The organism is Tateyamaria rhodophyticola (genome assembly GCF_047777875.1).
Taxonomy (GTDB): Bacteria; Pseudomonadota; Alphaproteobacteria; order Rhodobacterales; family Rhodobacteraceae; genus Tateyamaria.
On sequence record NZ_CP180519.1, the window covers coordinates 2,681,953 to 2,696,706 of the forward strand.

At 61.5% G+C, this 14,754-nt stretch carries 13 protein-coding genes; 7 read left to right on the forward strand and 6 right to left on the reverse strand.

The window, feature by feature from the left end:
- Positions 1–31: 31 nt before the first annotated feature.
- The 4 genes from ACERHN_RS14745 to ACERHN_RS14760 all read right to left on the reverse strand — a co-directional run bounded on the left by ACERHN_RS14745 (position 32) and on the right by ACERHN_RS14760 (position 5,594).
- On the reverse strand, positions 32–1,687 hold the full coding sequence (locus tag ACERHN_RS14745; RefSeq protein ID WP_415919779.1) for an alpha-glucosidase: 1,656 nt from the start codon (positions 1,685–1,687) through the stop codon (positions 32–34).
- 12 nt (positions 1,688–1,699) lie between these two features.
- Positions 1,700–2,854 (reverse strand): carbohydrate ABC transporter permease, encoded by a 1,155-nt coding sequence (locus ACERHN_RS14750; protein ID WP_415919780.1) that lies wholly within the window; start codon positions 2,852–2,854, stop codon positions 1,700–1,702.
- Between the two features lie 27 nt (positions 2,855–2,881).
- The gene (locus ACERHN_RS14755; protein WP_415919781.1) at positions 2,882–4,117 is read right to left on the reverse strand and encodes a carbohydrate ABC transporter permease; all 1,236 of its coding nucleotides are present in this window, start codon (positions 4,115–4,117) and stop codon (positions 2,882–2,884) included.
- A gap of 118 nt (positions 4,118–4,235) precedes the next feature.
- Positions 4,236–5,594 (reverse strand): ABC transporter substrate-binding protein, encoded by a 1,359-nt coding sequence (locus ACERHN_RS14760; protein WP_415919782.1) that lies wholly within the window; start codon positions 5,592–5,594, stop codon positions 4,236–4,238.
- A gap of 252 nt (positions 5,595–5,846) precedes the next feature.
- Between ACERHN_RS14760 and ACERHN_RS14765 the strand changes: the two genes are divergently transcribed.
- Positions 5,847–6,872, forward strand: a complete 1,026-nt coding sequence (locus tag ACERHN_RS14765) for a LacI family DNA-binding transcriptional regulator (RefSeq protein ID WP_415919783.1) — start codon at positions 5,847–5,849, stop codon at positions 6,870–6,872.
- An 11-nt stretch (positions 6,873–6,883) separates the two neighbouring features.
- Here ACERHN_RS14765 and ACERHN_RS14770 read toward each other — a convergent pair whose 3' ends face one another.
- Both ACERHN_RS14770 and ACERHN_RS14775 read right to left on the reverse strand, forming a co-directional pair.
- On the reverse strand, positions 6,884–7,993 hold the full coding sequence (locus ACERHN_RS14770) for a Gfo/Idh/MocA family protein (protein ID WP_415919784.1): 1,110 nt from the start codon (positions 7,991–7,993) through the stop codon (positions 6,884–6,886).
- Between the two features lie 11 nt (positions 7,994–8,004).
- Positions 8,005–8,715 (reverse strand): GntR family transcriptional regulator, encoded by a 711-nt coding sequence (locus ACERHN_RS14775; protein ID WP_415919785.1) that lies wholly within the window; start codon positions 8,713–8,715, stop codon positions 8,005–8,007.
- 105 nt (positions 8,716–8,820) lie between these two features.
- On the opposite strand from ACERHN_RS14775, the gene ACERHN_RS14780 reads away from it, so the two are divergent.
- From ACERHN_RS14780 to dctP, 6 genes are all read left to right on the forward strand, one after another.
- Positions 8,821–9,975 (forward strand): LLM class flavin-dependent oxidoreductase, encoded by a 1,155-nt coding sequence (locus ACERHN_RS14780; RefSeq protein ID WP_415919786.1) that lies wholly within the window; start codon positions 8,821–8,823, stop codon positions 9,973–9,975.
- On the forward strand, positions 9,975–10,865 hold the full coding sequence (locus tag ACERHN_RS14785) for an aldo/keto reductase (RefSeq protein WP_415919787.1): 891 nt from the start codon (positions 9,975–9,977) through the stop codon (positions 10,863–10,865). The genes ACERHN_RS14780 and ACERHN_RS14785 overlap by 1 nt, the downstream gene beginning before the upstream one ends.
- Positions 10,865–11,374 carry a flavin reductase family protein gene (locus ACERHN_RS14790; RefSeq protein ID WP_415919788.1) on the forward strand — a complete coding sequence of 170 codons (510 nt, stop codon included), beginning with the start codon at positions 10,865–10,867 and terminating at the stop codon, positions 11,372–11,374. The genes ACERHN_RS14785 and ACERHN_RS14790 overlap by 1 nt, the downstream gene beginning before the upstream one ends.
- Positions 11,375–11,461: 87 nt before the next feature.
- Entirely contained in the window at positions 11,462–12,046 is a 585-nt protein-coding gene (locus tag ACERHN_RS14795; protein ID WP_415919789.1) for a TRAP transporter small permease, read from the forward strand.
- A gap of 1 nt (position 12,047) precedes the next feature.
- Positions 12,048–13,520, forward strand: coding sequence for a TRAP transporter large permease (locus ACERHN_RS14800; RefSeq protein ID WP_415919790.1), 1,473 nt, complete (start codon positions 12,048–12,050; stop codon positions 13,518–13,520).
- Positions 13,521–13,543: 23 nt separating this feature from the next.
- Positions 13,544–14,614 (forward strand): TRAP transporter substrate-binding protein DctP, encoded by a 1,071-nt coding sequence (gene dctP / locus ACERHN_RS14805; protein ID WP_415919791.1) that lies wholly within the window; start codon positions 13,544–13,546, stop codon positions 14,612–14,614.
- Positions 14,615–14,754: the final 140 nt, after the last annotated feature.

The following is a 14,754-nucleotide window of genomic DNA, read 5'->3' on the forward strand; positions in this document are numbered from 1 at the left end:
CCGTGAACGTGCCCGCTGAACCGCGGGCCTTTTATGCCTTGAGCGCCAGCGCCATTTGCCAGGGGCCCAGATGGACCGTTTTGTCATCCGCAGCAGCGATGCTGCCAAGTTCCGAACCAATGGTCATCCAATTGCCATCCGGAAGCACATGCTTTGCCGGCTCATCGCTGAGGTTGAATGCGCAATAGATGGTCTCATCACCATGCATGCGCGTGAAGTAGAGGATGGTGCCGTCCGCTTGCACTGCGCTGTGATCGCCTTTGATCAAAGCGGGGTGTGCGCGCCGGAATGACAGAGCCTTGCGATAGTGATGCAGCAACGCCGCCGGGTCGTTCTCCTGCGCACTCGCGGCCTGATGCAGGTGTTCGGTGCTGATCGGCAGCCAGGGGCGCGCATCGCTGAAGCCCGCGTAGCTGTTGGAGTCTTCCCACACCATCGGGGTGCGGCAGCCGTCGCGGCCCTTGAACTCGGGCCAGAACTCGACACCGTAAGGATCCTGCAGGTCCTCGAATGCCACATCGGCCTCGCCCAGACCCAGTTCTTCGCCCTGATAGAGGCACACCGACCCGCGCAGCGACATGAGCAGCGTGGCCAGCGTCCGCTTGGCGGGATCGCTCAGGGACCAGCGGGTGGCGTGCCGCTTGACGTCGTGGTTGGAAAACGCCCAGCATGCCCAACCTTCGGACACGTGTTCATCGACATCGCCCATCACCTTGGCAAACCGTTCGGCGGTGGGCGCGTGGCCGGACAGGAATTCAAAGCTGTAGCACATGTGCACACGCTCATCGCCTGCCGTGTACTGGCCCATGATCTCAAGGCCCATCTGCGCATCGCCCACTTCGCCCACGGCGGTGGCGGCGTCATATTCGTCCAGCACCGCGCGGAACCGCTTGAGAAAGTCGAGGTTCTCGGGCTGGTTTTTGGAATGCACGTGCAGTTGGTGGTTATAAGGGTTCACACGCGGCGCAATGCTTTCATCGCGCTGATCGACGGGCAGGGGCGGGTTCGACCGCAGCTGGGCGTCGTGCACATAGAAGTTGATCGTATCGAGGCGGAAGCCATCGACACCGCGGTCCAGCCAGAACCGCACCACGTCCAGAAGCGCGTCCTGCACCTCAATGTTGTGGAAGTTCAGGTCGGGCTGCTCCACGAGGAAGTTATGCAGGTAATATTGCTCGCGACGGCTGTCCCATTGCCACGCCGAGCCGCCGAAGATCGACAGCCAGTTGTTGGGGGGCGTGCCGTCCTCCTTTGGATCGGCCCAGACGAACCAATCGGATTTCGGGTTGTCGCGATTGGCGCGCGACTCTGCGAACCACGGATGCTGATCCGACGTGTGCGACAGCACCAGATCGATCATCACCCGAAGGCCCAGCTTGTGCGCGGTATCCACCAGCGTGTCGAAATCCGCCAGTGTTCCGAACATCGGATCCACGTCGCAGTAATCGCTCACGTCATAGCCGAAATCCTTCATCGGTGACGTGAAGAACGGCGAAATCCAGATGGCATCGACACCAAGGCTGGCCACGTAAGGCAGGCGGCTGGTGATCCCGTTGAGATCCCCGATACCGTCACCATTGCTGTCCTGGAAACTGCGCGGGTAGATCTGATAGATCACCGCGCCACGCCACCAGTCCTTATCCGCTACAAGTGTACGGCCCATGTCGAAATCCGCGTTTTGGTTCATCTTGGAGAGGTCCTATTTCACCGACCCGGCCAGCAGGCCGCGGACGAGATATTTCTGCATTGCGAAAAAGACGCACAGCGGCACCGCGATGGACACGAACGCTGCGGTCGCGAGGATTTCCCAATTGCCCCCACGGGTGCCGAGCAAGTTCACGATCTGGTCGGTCATCACTGTGGTCTGCCCCGTGGCGTCAATCAGGAACACCTTGGCCACCAGCAGGTCGTTCCAGGTCCACAGGAACTGGAAGATTGCAAAGGACGCCAAGGCGGGGAACGACAGGGGGAGGATGATCTTGGTAAAGATCTGGAAATCCGTCGCGCCGTCCACCTTGGCGTTTTCGATGATGTCGCGGGGCAGGCCAACCATGTAATTTCGCAAGAGGTATATCGCGAGTGGAAGGCCAAAGCCGGTATGGGCGAGCCACACGCCGAGGTAGCCTTTGCCGATGCCGATACCCACGTGCAGTTTCAGCAGCGGGATCAGCGCCAGTTGCAGTGGCACCACCAGAAGACCCACCACACAGGCGATCAGCAAGGCGCGTCCGGGGAAATCCATCCATGCCAGCGCATAGGCCGCGAACGCCGCAACGACGATCGGAATGATCGTTGCCGGAATGGTCACGGTCAGCGTGTTGAAGAACGCCTTGGCCATGTTGTCGGTGTCATTCCCACTGGTCATGATATTGACGTAGTTGTCGGTCGTGAATTCGGGCGGAGACACGGCGGTGACAAAGGCGCGCTGGCCCCGTCCGCTGATCTGTTCCTCATTCCCGGACCAAGCATAATTGCCGTCTGCGTCAACGGTGAACGTCTCTCCATCGCCGAGGTCGGCCACATCCCCGGGCTGGTAGGCATCCACGGCGCGGGACGAGGTGCCCCAGCTTTGGATGTCACCCCCGCCGCCATTCTCTTCAAAAATGTTGCCTTCGACGACGAACAACCCGTCGCGTTCGATCCGGTTTTCGTCCGGGTCCGAGGCGCGAAAGCGTTCGGTCTGTTCCGACGGGAACATCGACGCCCACCAGCCCGAACCGGTGATCTGGTCCGCCGTCCGGAACGACGACACCAGAAGCCCGAAGGTGGGGAACACCCACAGTGCGACAAGCAGCACAACCGAGATGTTGACGGCCCAGCCCAGGGACGATTTGGAACCTGCAATATTATCCATGATCTTGCTCCTTGCGGTCGCGGGCCATCATTTCATCTCCTTGCGGGCGTTGTAGACGTTCCAGACAAGGATCGGCGTGACCAGCAGCATGATGATGATGGCCGAGGCCGAGCCCACGCCCCAGTCGTTGGCGCGGAACATCTTGTCGTACATGTAGTTGGCCAGAACCTGCGTTTCCCACTGGCCGTTGGTCATCGCAAACACGATGTCAAAGACCTTGAGAACGACGATCGTGATGGTGGTCCAGACCACGACGATGGTGCCCATGATCTGCGGCACCTTGATCTTGAAAAAGATCTGGAACGGGTTGGCGCCGTCGATGATCGCGGCCTCAATCGTTTCTTCGGGGATGCCGCGCAGGGCCGCCGACAGGATTACCATGGCAAAGCCGGTCTGGATCCAGATCAGCACGACCATCAGCAGGAACGAGTTCCAGAAGGGGATGGTCAGCCATGTCTGCGGCTCGCCATAGGGATAGTCAAAGGTGAAGATCCCGATCAGCGAGGACAGCGAGAGGTACACGAGGTAAAGCGCCGCGACACCCACAAACAGGCGCAGTGGGACGTACCCTTTGCCGCCGCCCTGTTCCTTGCTTTCGGCAATGGGGCGCACGAAGATCCAGCCGACATAGGCGACAATGGCCGCGAATGACAAAAGCATGATGGCGGGCAGCAGCTGTAGGAACAGGAAGGAGCCAATGCCCCCCTCGAATTGCAGCCACACCGCGTTCAGAACACCAATCTGGCTTTGATCGGCGGGGCGGGCCTCATAGACCAGTTTGAAGATCACGCCCGCGCCAACAAAGGAAATCGCCATCGGCATGAAGATCAGCGATTTCGCGGCCGATCCCCACTTGATCCGGTCGGTGAGCTGCGCAGCCAGCAGGCCGAAGGCGGTTGACGCGGCGGGCACGACGGTGAGCCACAGCAGGTTGTTGCGCAGCGCTTCCCAGAACTTCGGCTCGGCCATCATCTGGTTGTAATTGGCGAGGCCGACAAACGCGCCTCCCTGATCGCGGTCGGTCAGCGACAGGCGCAGCGTCTCAAAAACGGGGTAGGCGAGGTACAGGCCAAGGGCGAACATGGCGGGAAAGAGGAACAGCCACGGACGCACCTGATTGGCGCGGTTGATATTGCGCCCGGCATCCGGTCCCTGCGCGGGAAAGATCACCTTGTCGAGGATCTGGTTCGATCCCCAGAAATACAGAACACATCCACCCACGCCGAGTGCAATGGTTATCAATCCCAGAAGTGCAGGGTTCATCAGGCTTCCTCCCTTTGGCAAGGCCCGGTTTTGTCGGGTCTCTCGCAACCGGCTGTGGCCGGTGAGTGATCAGCCCGCTTGGGCGGGCTGATCTTTTGTGTGCGTGCGATGAAGTGGCTTACTTCAGCGCGTCCCAGCTGGACTGGATTTCGGCCGCAACTGTTGCTGCGTCCTTGCCGCCCGCATAGTCGACCATGCCGGTCCAGAACGTACCGGCGCCAACGCCACCGGGCATCAGGTCCGAGCCGTCAAAGCGGAACGTGGTCGCGCCCAGCAGAACCTCACCCAGGGCGCGCAATGTGTCGTCCTTGTAGGCGTCGAGGTTCACACCGTTATGCGGCGTCAGGAAGCCCGTCTGGGCCATCATGATCTCGTGGCTCAGCGGCAGCTTGAAGTACTCCATCAGAGCATTCGCGCCATCCGACGGGTTGGTGATCGCCATCAGCGTACCGCCACCCAGGACCGGGTCGCCCAGATCCTTGTCGGCATAGGACGGGAAGTAGAAGAAGTTGGTGTCGACACCGAATTCCACATCCTCGGGGAAGAAGGCCGGCACAAACGAAGCCTGACGGTGCATGTAGCACTGCGGTGGCGAGGTGAAGAGGCCTTTGGGGCTGTCGCGGAAGTCCGTGGATGCAACCGCACCGGCACCACCGGCAACCTTGGCGTCATCACGGGCAAAGTGGCCGAACTCTTCGATCGCGGCGATGACGCGCGGGTCATCGAACGGGATCTCGTTGGTGGTCCACTGGTCATAGACCGACGGCTCAACCGTGCGCAGCATCATGTCCTCGACCCAGTCGGTCGCAGGCCAGCCGGTCGCGGCACCTGATCCCAGACCGATGCACCATGGCGTGTCGCCATCGGCCACGATCTGATCGGTCAGCGCCTTGAGCTCTTCCATGCTCTCGGGGATTTCATAACCGGCATCTTCGAAGTTCTCGGGGTTGTACCACACGAGCGACTTGACGTTCACGTTGTAGAAGAAGCCGTACATCTGATCGGCGCCATCCGCATCGGCATAGGTGCCAAGGTCAACCCAGGACTGGCCAGCCGCATAGTTGGTGCGAACCCACTCGTCCATGCCGCCGGGCAGGGGGTGCAGTTGACCCTTGCCAGCCATGACCGCGGCCAGACCGGGCTGCGGGAACACGGCGATGTTCGGTGCGGAACCTGCTTCGGCGTCGATCACGATCTGCTGCTCGAAGCTGTCGGAGCCGGTGTAGATCACGTCCGCGCCTGTCGCTTCCTCGAAATACGCCAGCGCGTTGTTCAGGTAGCCATCCTCGGGCGTCAGCCAGGGGCCGAACACGGTGATTGTCTGACCGCTCAGGTCAGGAGCACCTTCGGCCCATGCGTTGTAGCTGTCCCAGCTGAAGGGGCCTTCGCCGGGCGCAAAGGTGAGGTGGCCGTCAGCCGCAGCCATGGATGCCACCATGGCAAAGGCCGCTGTGCTGGCCAGAAGAGTGTTTTTCATTTTGGTCGTCCTCCCAAATTCTGTCCAATCTGCTGAACTGCGCGTTCAGCAATACGCGCCTGAATTGATTCCCTCTCCCCAAAGCGCTTTGGAATGCGACGAACGTCGCGCAAATTTGATCACGAGTCAAACGCTGTGTCGGATCGCACGTCAAAATATGTGACGCACCGCGGTGTGACAGAAGGTTTTGACCTGTGCGCCGAGTTTGGCTAGCGTCGTCGGGCAATAAAAGCGCTTTGGATTGGTGTTTCGGTGAATCTCAAGGAACTGTCGCATATGCTCGGGCTGAGCCAGACCACGGTGAGCCGTGCGTTGAACGGCTATCCCGAGGTCAGTGAGGCGACGCGTGAACGGGTGATTGCCGCAGCGCAAACGCACAACTACCGGCCCAACCTGCGCGCCCAGGGGCTGGCGACCGGACACTCGCGCTGTATCGGGCATGTGATTTCGGCAAAAAACTCGGTTGAGACTGTGAACCCGATCTTTGGCGACTTCATGTCCGGGGCGGGCGAGGCCTATGCGCGTCACGGGTACGAGATGATGTTGACGCGGGTGCATGCGGACGGCGAAGCGGACGCCTACCGCAATCTCAAGGCGCGGGGATCCGTTGATGGCGTGGTCGTTCACGCCCCGTGCATGAATGACCCACGCTTGCCGGTCCTGCACGAGATTGGCCTGCCGTTCGTGGTGCACGGTCGGGCCAGCGGGACGACAACGCCATATGACTGGCTCGACGTGAACAACCGTCGCGCGTTCGACGATGCGGCCCGGTTTCTGTTGAACCTCGGGCACCGGCGCATCGCGCTGATCAACGGGCATGAGGAAATGGATTTCGCCATTCGCCGGCGCGCGGGGTTCGAGGCGGCGATGCAGGCGGCGGGGGTCGGGATTGATCCAGACCTGATGGTGTCTGGTGAGATGACGGAAGGGCACGGGTATTCCAACGCCCTGCACATGCTCGACCGCGATGCGCCGCCGACGGCCTTTCTGACGTCATCAATCATCAGCGCCTTGGGCATCCGGCGTGCGCTCGATGCGCGCGGCTTGCGCGTGGGTGTGGACGTGAGCATTGTCACCTTTGACGATTGCCTGAGCTATCTCAGCAACGGCACCGACGTGCCCGTATTCACCGCCGCGCGGTCGTCCGTCCGGGCGGCGGGTGCGGCATTGGCCGAAATGCTGATCGACCGGATCAAGGCGCCCGACGCACCGCCCGCCACCTGCCTGTGGGAGGCGGAATTTGTCGAAGGCGCGTCAACGGGACCGTGCCCGATCTGAGGTCTGCGTGCCTAGGGCATCCACGTCCGGGGATCGACGGCCTGACCGGTGCGGATGCTTTCCTGTGCCGCGATCCCGAGCGCAACAGCGGCCCAACCATCGGCCAGCGACACCTCGGGCGCATGGCGTATCCCGCGCACCAGTTCCGCGAATTTCTGATGCTGGTAGTAGGTCGATCCGTTGTGATCCCCGGCCTCCAGCAGGGCGGCATCGACGGGGATGTCATGGGTAACCGGGCCCTTGGGCGAGCGGGGGCTGGTGACCAGTTTCGCAATCGGTGCCGCCCCCATATGCGCGGGCCAAAACCGCCCCGGACCAGGAACAAAGGCTTCGATCTTGCCGGTGGGTCCGACGGCTGACAATTCTTCCTGATACGTGCTGCCTTCGGCGAACATGCACAGTTCCAGCATCGCGCGCGCGCCGTTCTCAAAATCGACCAACGCGTACCCGGCGTCGATGATGTCGGGGGTTTCGCCGCCATATTGCTCATCGCGGTGGTTGTTGACCTGCGCACCCGACGCCATCACGCGCACCGGCTCGGACCCGATGGCGAGCCGCATCAGGTCAAAGAAGTGGCAGCATTTTTCTACAAATGTCCCACCGGTGTAGCGGTTGAACCGGTTCCAGTCGCCGACCTTTTCCAGGAATGGAAAGCGGTGCTCGCGGATGCTGAACTGTGAAATGCCTCCCGTTGCGGCATCGGCGCGGGACAGGAATGCATCAATCACAGGCATGTATCTGTATTCCATCGCGACCCAGACCGGCGCGGGATATGCGTCGCGGAAAGCGGCAAGGGCTGCGGTGCTGTCCGGATCGGTAAAGAGCGGCTTTTCCACCAGCAGGGGCAGCGGGCGCGTCGCGGCAATCTCCTGCATCTGTTCGAGGTGCAGAAAGTTGGGGCTGACGATCAAAAGGCAATCCAGATCATCCACCGCCAGCAGGTCGCCCAGGGACGTGGCCACCCGCGCCTGGGGCGCCAGCACCGAGGCTGCTGCCGCCATATCTTGATCCGGTTCAAAGAACGCGCCGACCACGCACGCATCCAGGAGCGCGATGTTGCGCATGTGCTCCTGCCCCATCATGCCGCACCCGATAATGCCGTAGCGGACCTGCTCTGCCATTGTGGCGTTCCTTACTTCAGTCGTTGCACATAGACCGCGCTGCCGGGATCGAACCAGGTGCGCGAGAATTCGATTGGGGTCTGGGTATCTGCCCAGCTCAGCCGTTCAACATACCCTGCCGTATCGCCGGAGCGCAGGGGGAAAGCGTCCGGCGACCATGGCGGGGCAGGGGCGATGGACACGCGGTCTTCGGCGCGGCTGATCCACAGGCCCAGTTCCTTGCGATACGTGGCGTAGAGCGATTCGGACATGGCGGTTTCCTGAATGATCCCGGCGTCCGCATCGAGCCAGATTTCCTCGACCGCGATAATTGTGTCAGTCAGGGACCGCAAACGCCGGATGCGGGTCGCGCGCGCGGACGTCCCGAATGCGGGCAGATCACGCGGCTTGTCCATCAGATGCAGGTCCAGAAGACGCGCCCGCGGCAATCCGCCACCGTCCAGCAATTCGAGCCGGAACATCGCATAGACCGTGCCCGTATCACCGCCCGCCCGGACATAGTTTCCCGACCCCTGCACCCGTTCGATCAACCCTTTTTCGGCCATGCTGGCCAGCGCCTTGCGCAATGTGCCGACGCTCACGCCCAGTTCCTGCGCCATGTCCCGCTCCGGGGCCAGCCGCGCGCCATCGACCAGGCGACCCGCCACGATATCACGGGTCAAAAGCTCTGCGATCTGCACATAGATCGGCAGCGCATGTGGGGAGGGCGGGGTGTCGGACACGTTGCAGTCAGCACACAGGCTAGAGAAATTGATACACCATTGATCTACATCAATGCTGGTGATACGCAAGACCCAAGTGACCGCAGGACCGAAAGACCAGCCGCAATGACAGTAGTCCCCATCACCTCCCCTGATCTTGATGCCGCCGAGGTGTCGTGGTTTTCGGCGTTGTGCTCGGACGATTATCAGTTTTTGGGTGTGCCGGATGGCAACCTGCGGTCGTCCTGGGCGCATTGTTCCGACATCGTGCGCGAGGCCGAAGCGCAGGGGTTCCGCAACATCCTTTGCCCGTCGTCATACCAGGTGGGGCAGGACACCTTGTCCTTTGTCGCAGGGTGTGCGCCGATCACGGACAAGATCAACCTGCTGGCTGCTGTCCGGTGCGGTGAGATGCAGCCCATCATGCTGGCCCGCACGATCGCCACACTTGATCACATGCTCGAAGGGCGGCTGACGGTGAACATCATCTCGTCCGATTTTCCGGGCGAAAAGGCCGACAGCGGTTTTCGCTATCAGAGGTCCCGTGAAGTGGTCGAAATCCTAAAACAGGCGTGGACGCAGGATGAGATCAACTACCAGGGTGAGGTCTACAATTTCGAAGGGCTGACCACAGATCCGGCGCGGCCCTATCAGACGGGCGGGCCGCTTCTTTATTTCGGGGGCTATTCGCCCGCGGCGCTGGACCTGTGTGGTCAGCATTGCGACGTCTACCTGATGTGGCCCGAACCCAAGGACAACATCGCGCAACGGATGCGCGATGTGCATGCGGTTGCGGAAAAATACGACCGCACGCTGGATTACGGTCTGCGCGTGCACATGATCGTGCGCGACACTGAGGTCGAGGCACGCGAATACGCCGATTACATCGTGTCCAAGCTGGACGACGAATATGGCCAGTTGATCCGAGACCGCGCGCTTGACAGCACGTCCCTGGGTGTGGCGCATCAGGCCAAGGCGCGGGAATTGGCGGACAAGTTCGGCTATGTCGAACCGGGCCTCTGGACCGGCGTGGGGCGGGCGCGGTCCGGTTGCGGTGCCGCACTGGTCGGCTCCACCGATCAGGTCATGTCGAAAATCGAAGACTATCAGAAGATGGGCATTCGTGCGTTCATCTTCTCAGGCTATCCCCATCTCGAAGAGGCCAAGCATTTCGGCGCGCGCGTCATGCCGCACTTGAAAACGTGTTCGTTGCCCCATGCTTATGGCCGGGTGCCCGCCGCGGCACCTGCAACACCCCTCGCCGCAGGAGAGCGCCGCTAATGGATCGCGTAAAACTCGCCCCCAATTTCGAAATGTCCCGGATTGTCTACGGCATGTGGCGTCTTGGTGATGATGACGACACGTCCACGGCCCACGTGCAGGCCAAGATTGGCGCGTGCCTCGATCAGGGCATCACGACCTTTGACCAGGCTGACATTTACGGCGGCTACATCGCAGAGGCGATCCTCGGTGAGGCGCTCAAGGCCGATACCGGGCTGCGGTCCAAGATGGAGATCGTGACCAAGTGCGATATCGTGGCACCCATCGGGCGGTATGCCGATGCGCCGGTCAAATATTACGACACGAGCCGCGCGCATATCATGCAGTCGGTGGACAACTCGCTGCGCGATATGGCCATTGATCATATCGACCTGCTGCTGATCCACCGCCCCGATCCGCTGATGGACCACTTTGAAACCGGCGCGGCGCTGGATGATCTGGTGGCCTCTGGCAAAGTGGGGCAGGTCGGTGTGTCGAACTTCCGCACATGGGACTGGGAACTGCTGCAATCGGTGATGAAAACGCCGCTGGTCACCAATCAGATCGAAATTTCCCTCAGCGAAATCAGCGCGTTCACGGACGGCTCGCTGGCCTTTCACCAGCGCAAGAACCAGCGGGTGATGGCCTGGTCGCCCTTGGGCGGCGGCGATCTGATGACCGGGTCTGGCGCGGTGCAGGATGTGCTGGATGACATCGTCGCGGCACAAGGCGTGGACCGGGCAGCGGTCGCGACGGCCTTCCTGCTGGCGCATCCGGCGGGGATCATTCCCGTCATGGGCACCAACAACATCGACCGCATCCGCCGCATATCAGAGGCCATGCGCGTCCATATTGATCGCCCCACCTGGTTCCGCCTCTATGAGGCCGCACTTGGGCATGAGGTGGCCTGATGAACATGCAGACGCAGAACCAACCCACCGTCTTTTCACCCGACGCCGACAGCACGCGCCAGCTGCGCAATGCGTTTGGCAAATTCGCCACTGGCGTGACCCTGATCACGGCGCCAAGCGCGGACGGCCCGGTCGCAATCGTCGCCAACAGCTTTTCCTCGGTGTCGCTCGACCCGGCCTTGGTGCTGTGGTCGGTGGACAAGGGTGCGCGGCGCTATCCCTATTTCGGTGCGGCCGATCACTACGCCATTCACGTGCTTGCGGTAGAGCAGGGGGATCTGTGCCAGTTGGCGGCGCGGGATGCGCATGTGCTGGACCAACATCCGCACGAGATCAACACCGACGGCGTGCCGTTGATTGAGCATTGCCTTGCGCGGTTCGAATGCCGCAAGGTGGCTGAACACGAAGCGGGCGATCACGTCATCATCGTCGGCCAGGTGCAGCGCACCCAAATGCGCGACGGGAAACCGTTGACCTTTTTCGCCGGCCAGTTCGGCAGCGTCGACTAGGACGCCAAGACCCGCCCGCGGGGTGAAAGCGGAAAATGGGCCACGGCAGAACAAACTGCCGGGCGACCGACAAAGGGAGGGCCCGACATGGGCTTGTTACTGACGGTGCTTGCACCGCTCAGCTGGGTGAACGGGCTGCTGCTCAAGATCGGGCGCGGCATCGGCATCGTGGCGATCGCGGCCATGGTGCTGGCGATCCTGATCCAGGTGGTCGCCCGCTATGTGTTCAACAACGCCCTTCCCTGGCCTGACGAGGCCGCGCGGTTCTGCATGTTGTGGATGACGGGCCTGATGGCCCCGACGGCGTTCCGGCGCGGCGGGTTTGTGGCGCTGGACATGATTTCCGGCGTGCTGCCCCGCGGTGTTGCCGCGCTGCTTGGTCTGGTCCTGCTGCTCATCTCCCTTGGCATCCTGCTGGTGGCGCTGCCGATTGGCTATGCCGAGGTGACGGGGTTCGGGGGCCGTTTTGCCACTGCGTCGCTTTACCTGCCGACCTTTGACGGATGGTTCCGGGTGCCGCGCAGCTGGATGATGCTGTCGCTGCTTGTGGGTGTGGCCCTGCTGCTGCTGGTCAATATGGAATTGATCCTGCGCAAACTGGTCGAGCTGATGGGCGGCGGCGACCGCCTGCCCGACCTTGATCTGGGCGACATGGCCGCGGGGAGCGAATGACATGCTGATCTGGTTCCTGCCGCTCTTTTTGTTGTTCCTGCTTATCGGTTTGCCGGTCTTCTTTGGCCTGCTCGCGGCCCCCGGTATCCTGCTGTACCTCAACGGGCAGGAGCGTGACATTACCCTGCTGTATCGCAATGTTTACAACGGGATGGACAGCTTTCCGCTGATGGCGATCCCGTTCTTCATGCTCGCCGGCGAGTTGATGAACAAAGGCGGGATCACGATCCGCCTTGTCCAATTCTCCCAAGCGTTGATGGGGCATTTGCGCGGCGGCCTTGCGCAGGTAAACGTGCTGTCGTCGATCCTCTTTGCGGGCCTGTCGGGTTCTGCGGTGGCGGACACCTCTGCGCTTGGCTCGATGCTGGTGCCCGCGATGGAGAAGGAGGGGTACACCCGCCGTTACGCCGCCGCGATTACCGCTGCCAGTTCCGTGATCGGGCCGATCATCCCGCCGTCGGGCATCATGATCATCTATGCTTACGTGATGGGTGAAAGTGTCGCCGCGCTGTTTCTGGCCGGGATCGTGCCCGGGGTCCTCGTCGGCATCGGCCTGATGGTGATGATCCGGCTGACCGCGGACCACTACGATCTGCCTGCGGCGCACAAGGTGGAATTCGACGGCGTCGAATTGGGCGCGCTCGAACGCTGGGTGTCGTTCATCCTCGTGCGTCTCAACATCGGCCTTTTGCTGTGGGCCTTCCTGCCTCTGGGCGAGACATCGGCGTTGATGCTGTGGGGCACGTTCGTGGCAGCGGTTCTGGTGGCCCATGCCCTGATGCTGGCCCTGCGCACACAGGTCAGTTCCGAATTCCGCACGATCTGCAAGCGCGCGATCGTGCCGCTGCAGACGCCGGTTCTGATCCTTGGTGGTATTCTCGGGGGCGTGTTCACCCCGACCGAAGCCGCCGCAGTCGCCGTGGCCTATGCGGTCTTTGTGGCGTTCTTTGTGCTGCGGACCATGTCGCTGAAGGACCTGCCCGACATTCTGAGCCGCGCGGGCCTGACCTCTGCCGTGGTACTGCTGCTGGTGGGCGCGGCGCTTGCGTTCAAGACGGTTGTGTCGCTCAGCTATGCGCCGCAGATCCTGGCCGATTTCATCCTGACCCTGTCGGAAAACCCGCTGGTCTTGTTGTTCCTGATCAACCTGCTGTTGTTCATCGTCGGCATGTTCCTGGATGCGGGGCCCGCGATCATCATCCTTGGACCCATCCTGGGGCCGATCTTTGTCGATCTGGGTGTCGATCCGATCCACTTTGCCATCATCATGAGCGTGAACCTGACCGTTGGCCTTGCCACGCCGCCCATGGGGCTGGTGCTGTTTGTCGCCGCCGCTGTCAGCCGTGAAAAGGTTGAAACCATCGCGCGCGCCATCCTGCCTTTCCTGGCCATCGAGATCGCGGTGATCTTTTTGATCACCTACGTCCCGGCCATTTCCATGACGATCCCCCGCCTGACGGGGTTCGCCAATTGACCAAAGCAAACAGGGAGAAGTCTATGCTCAAAGGTCTCAGCAAACTGGCGCTTGCCGCCACACTCACCGTCGGGGGCGCTATGGCGGCCTATGCCGATGGCCACGCGGCGGAGTACACAATCCGTGCCACCGCGAACTCCAACACCAATGACGAAGATTATGACGGCCTCGTGGTGTTCAAGAACTATGTCGAAGCGGCCTCCAACGGCGCTATCGCGGTTGAGCTGTTCATCGGCACGCAGCTGTGCTCGAACGGCGCTGAATGCCTGCAAGGCGTGGCAGACGGTTCGATCGACGTGTACATCTCCACGTCGGGCGGTGCCTCGGGCATTTTCCCGTATGTTCAGGTGCTTGATCTGCCCTACCTGATGGCAGACGACCGCATTGCGGAACATGTGCTGCAGGGTGATTTCGTGCGCACGATGCGTGATATGGCGCTGGAAGATTCCGGTGGTGCGATCCGCCTGATGACCATCGGCAACACGGGCGGCTGGCGCAACTTTGCCAACACGCAGCGCCGTGTGGCAGAGCCGACCGACATGGAAGGCCTGAAGATCCGCACCGTGGTCGCCGACCTGCCGCAGGAACTGGTCAAGGCCCTCGGCGCATCGCCCACCCCGATCCCGTGGCCCGAGCTGTTCACATCGTTCCAGACCGGTGTGGTTGAGGGTTCGAAAAACGGCATCACCGACATCATGGGCATGAAATTCCCGGATGCTGGTCTGCAATATGTCACGCTGGACGGTCACGCCTACATGGGCGCGCTGTGGTGGATGAGCAACGAGAACTTCATGGCGATGCCCGAAGACATGCGCCGCGTGGTCGTTGACGGGTTCTATGCGCTGCAACAGGCGACATTTGCATCGCCCAAGCGCAAGTCGATCCAGGCCTATGAGGACTTTGTCGCCGGTGGCGGTGATCTCTATGTGCCCACACCTGCGCAAAAGGCAGCCTTTGCCGAAGCGGCCGCCCCTGTGAACGATTGGTTCACGGCGAACGTGGCCCGCGGGGATGAAATCCTGTCGGCACTGCAGGAAGCGGTTGCTGCGGCAGAGGCCGACGTGAACGCGGCACGTGAGGCTGACCTGAACTAAGACAGTCATTTAAACTGTTCCGGTACGGGCCGCTCCCACGGGGGGCGGCCCGTTTTGTTTTGCGCGGCAATTCGCGATATGCGAGTATCTCCACCAATATTTTGACCGAAAGCGCTTTTTCCAATGAAACATCTCGCCTT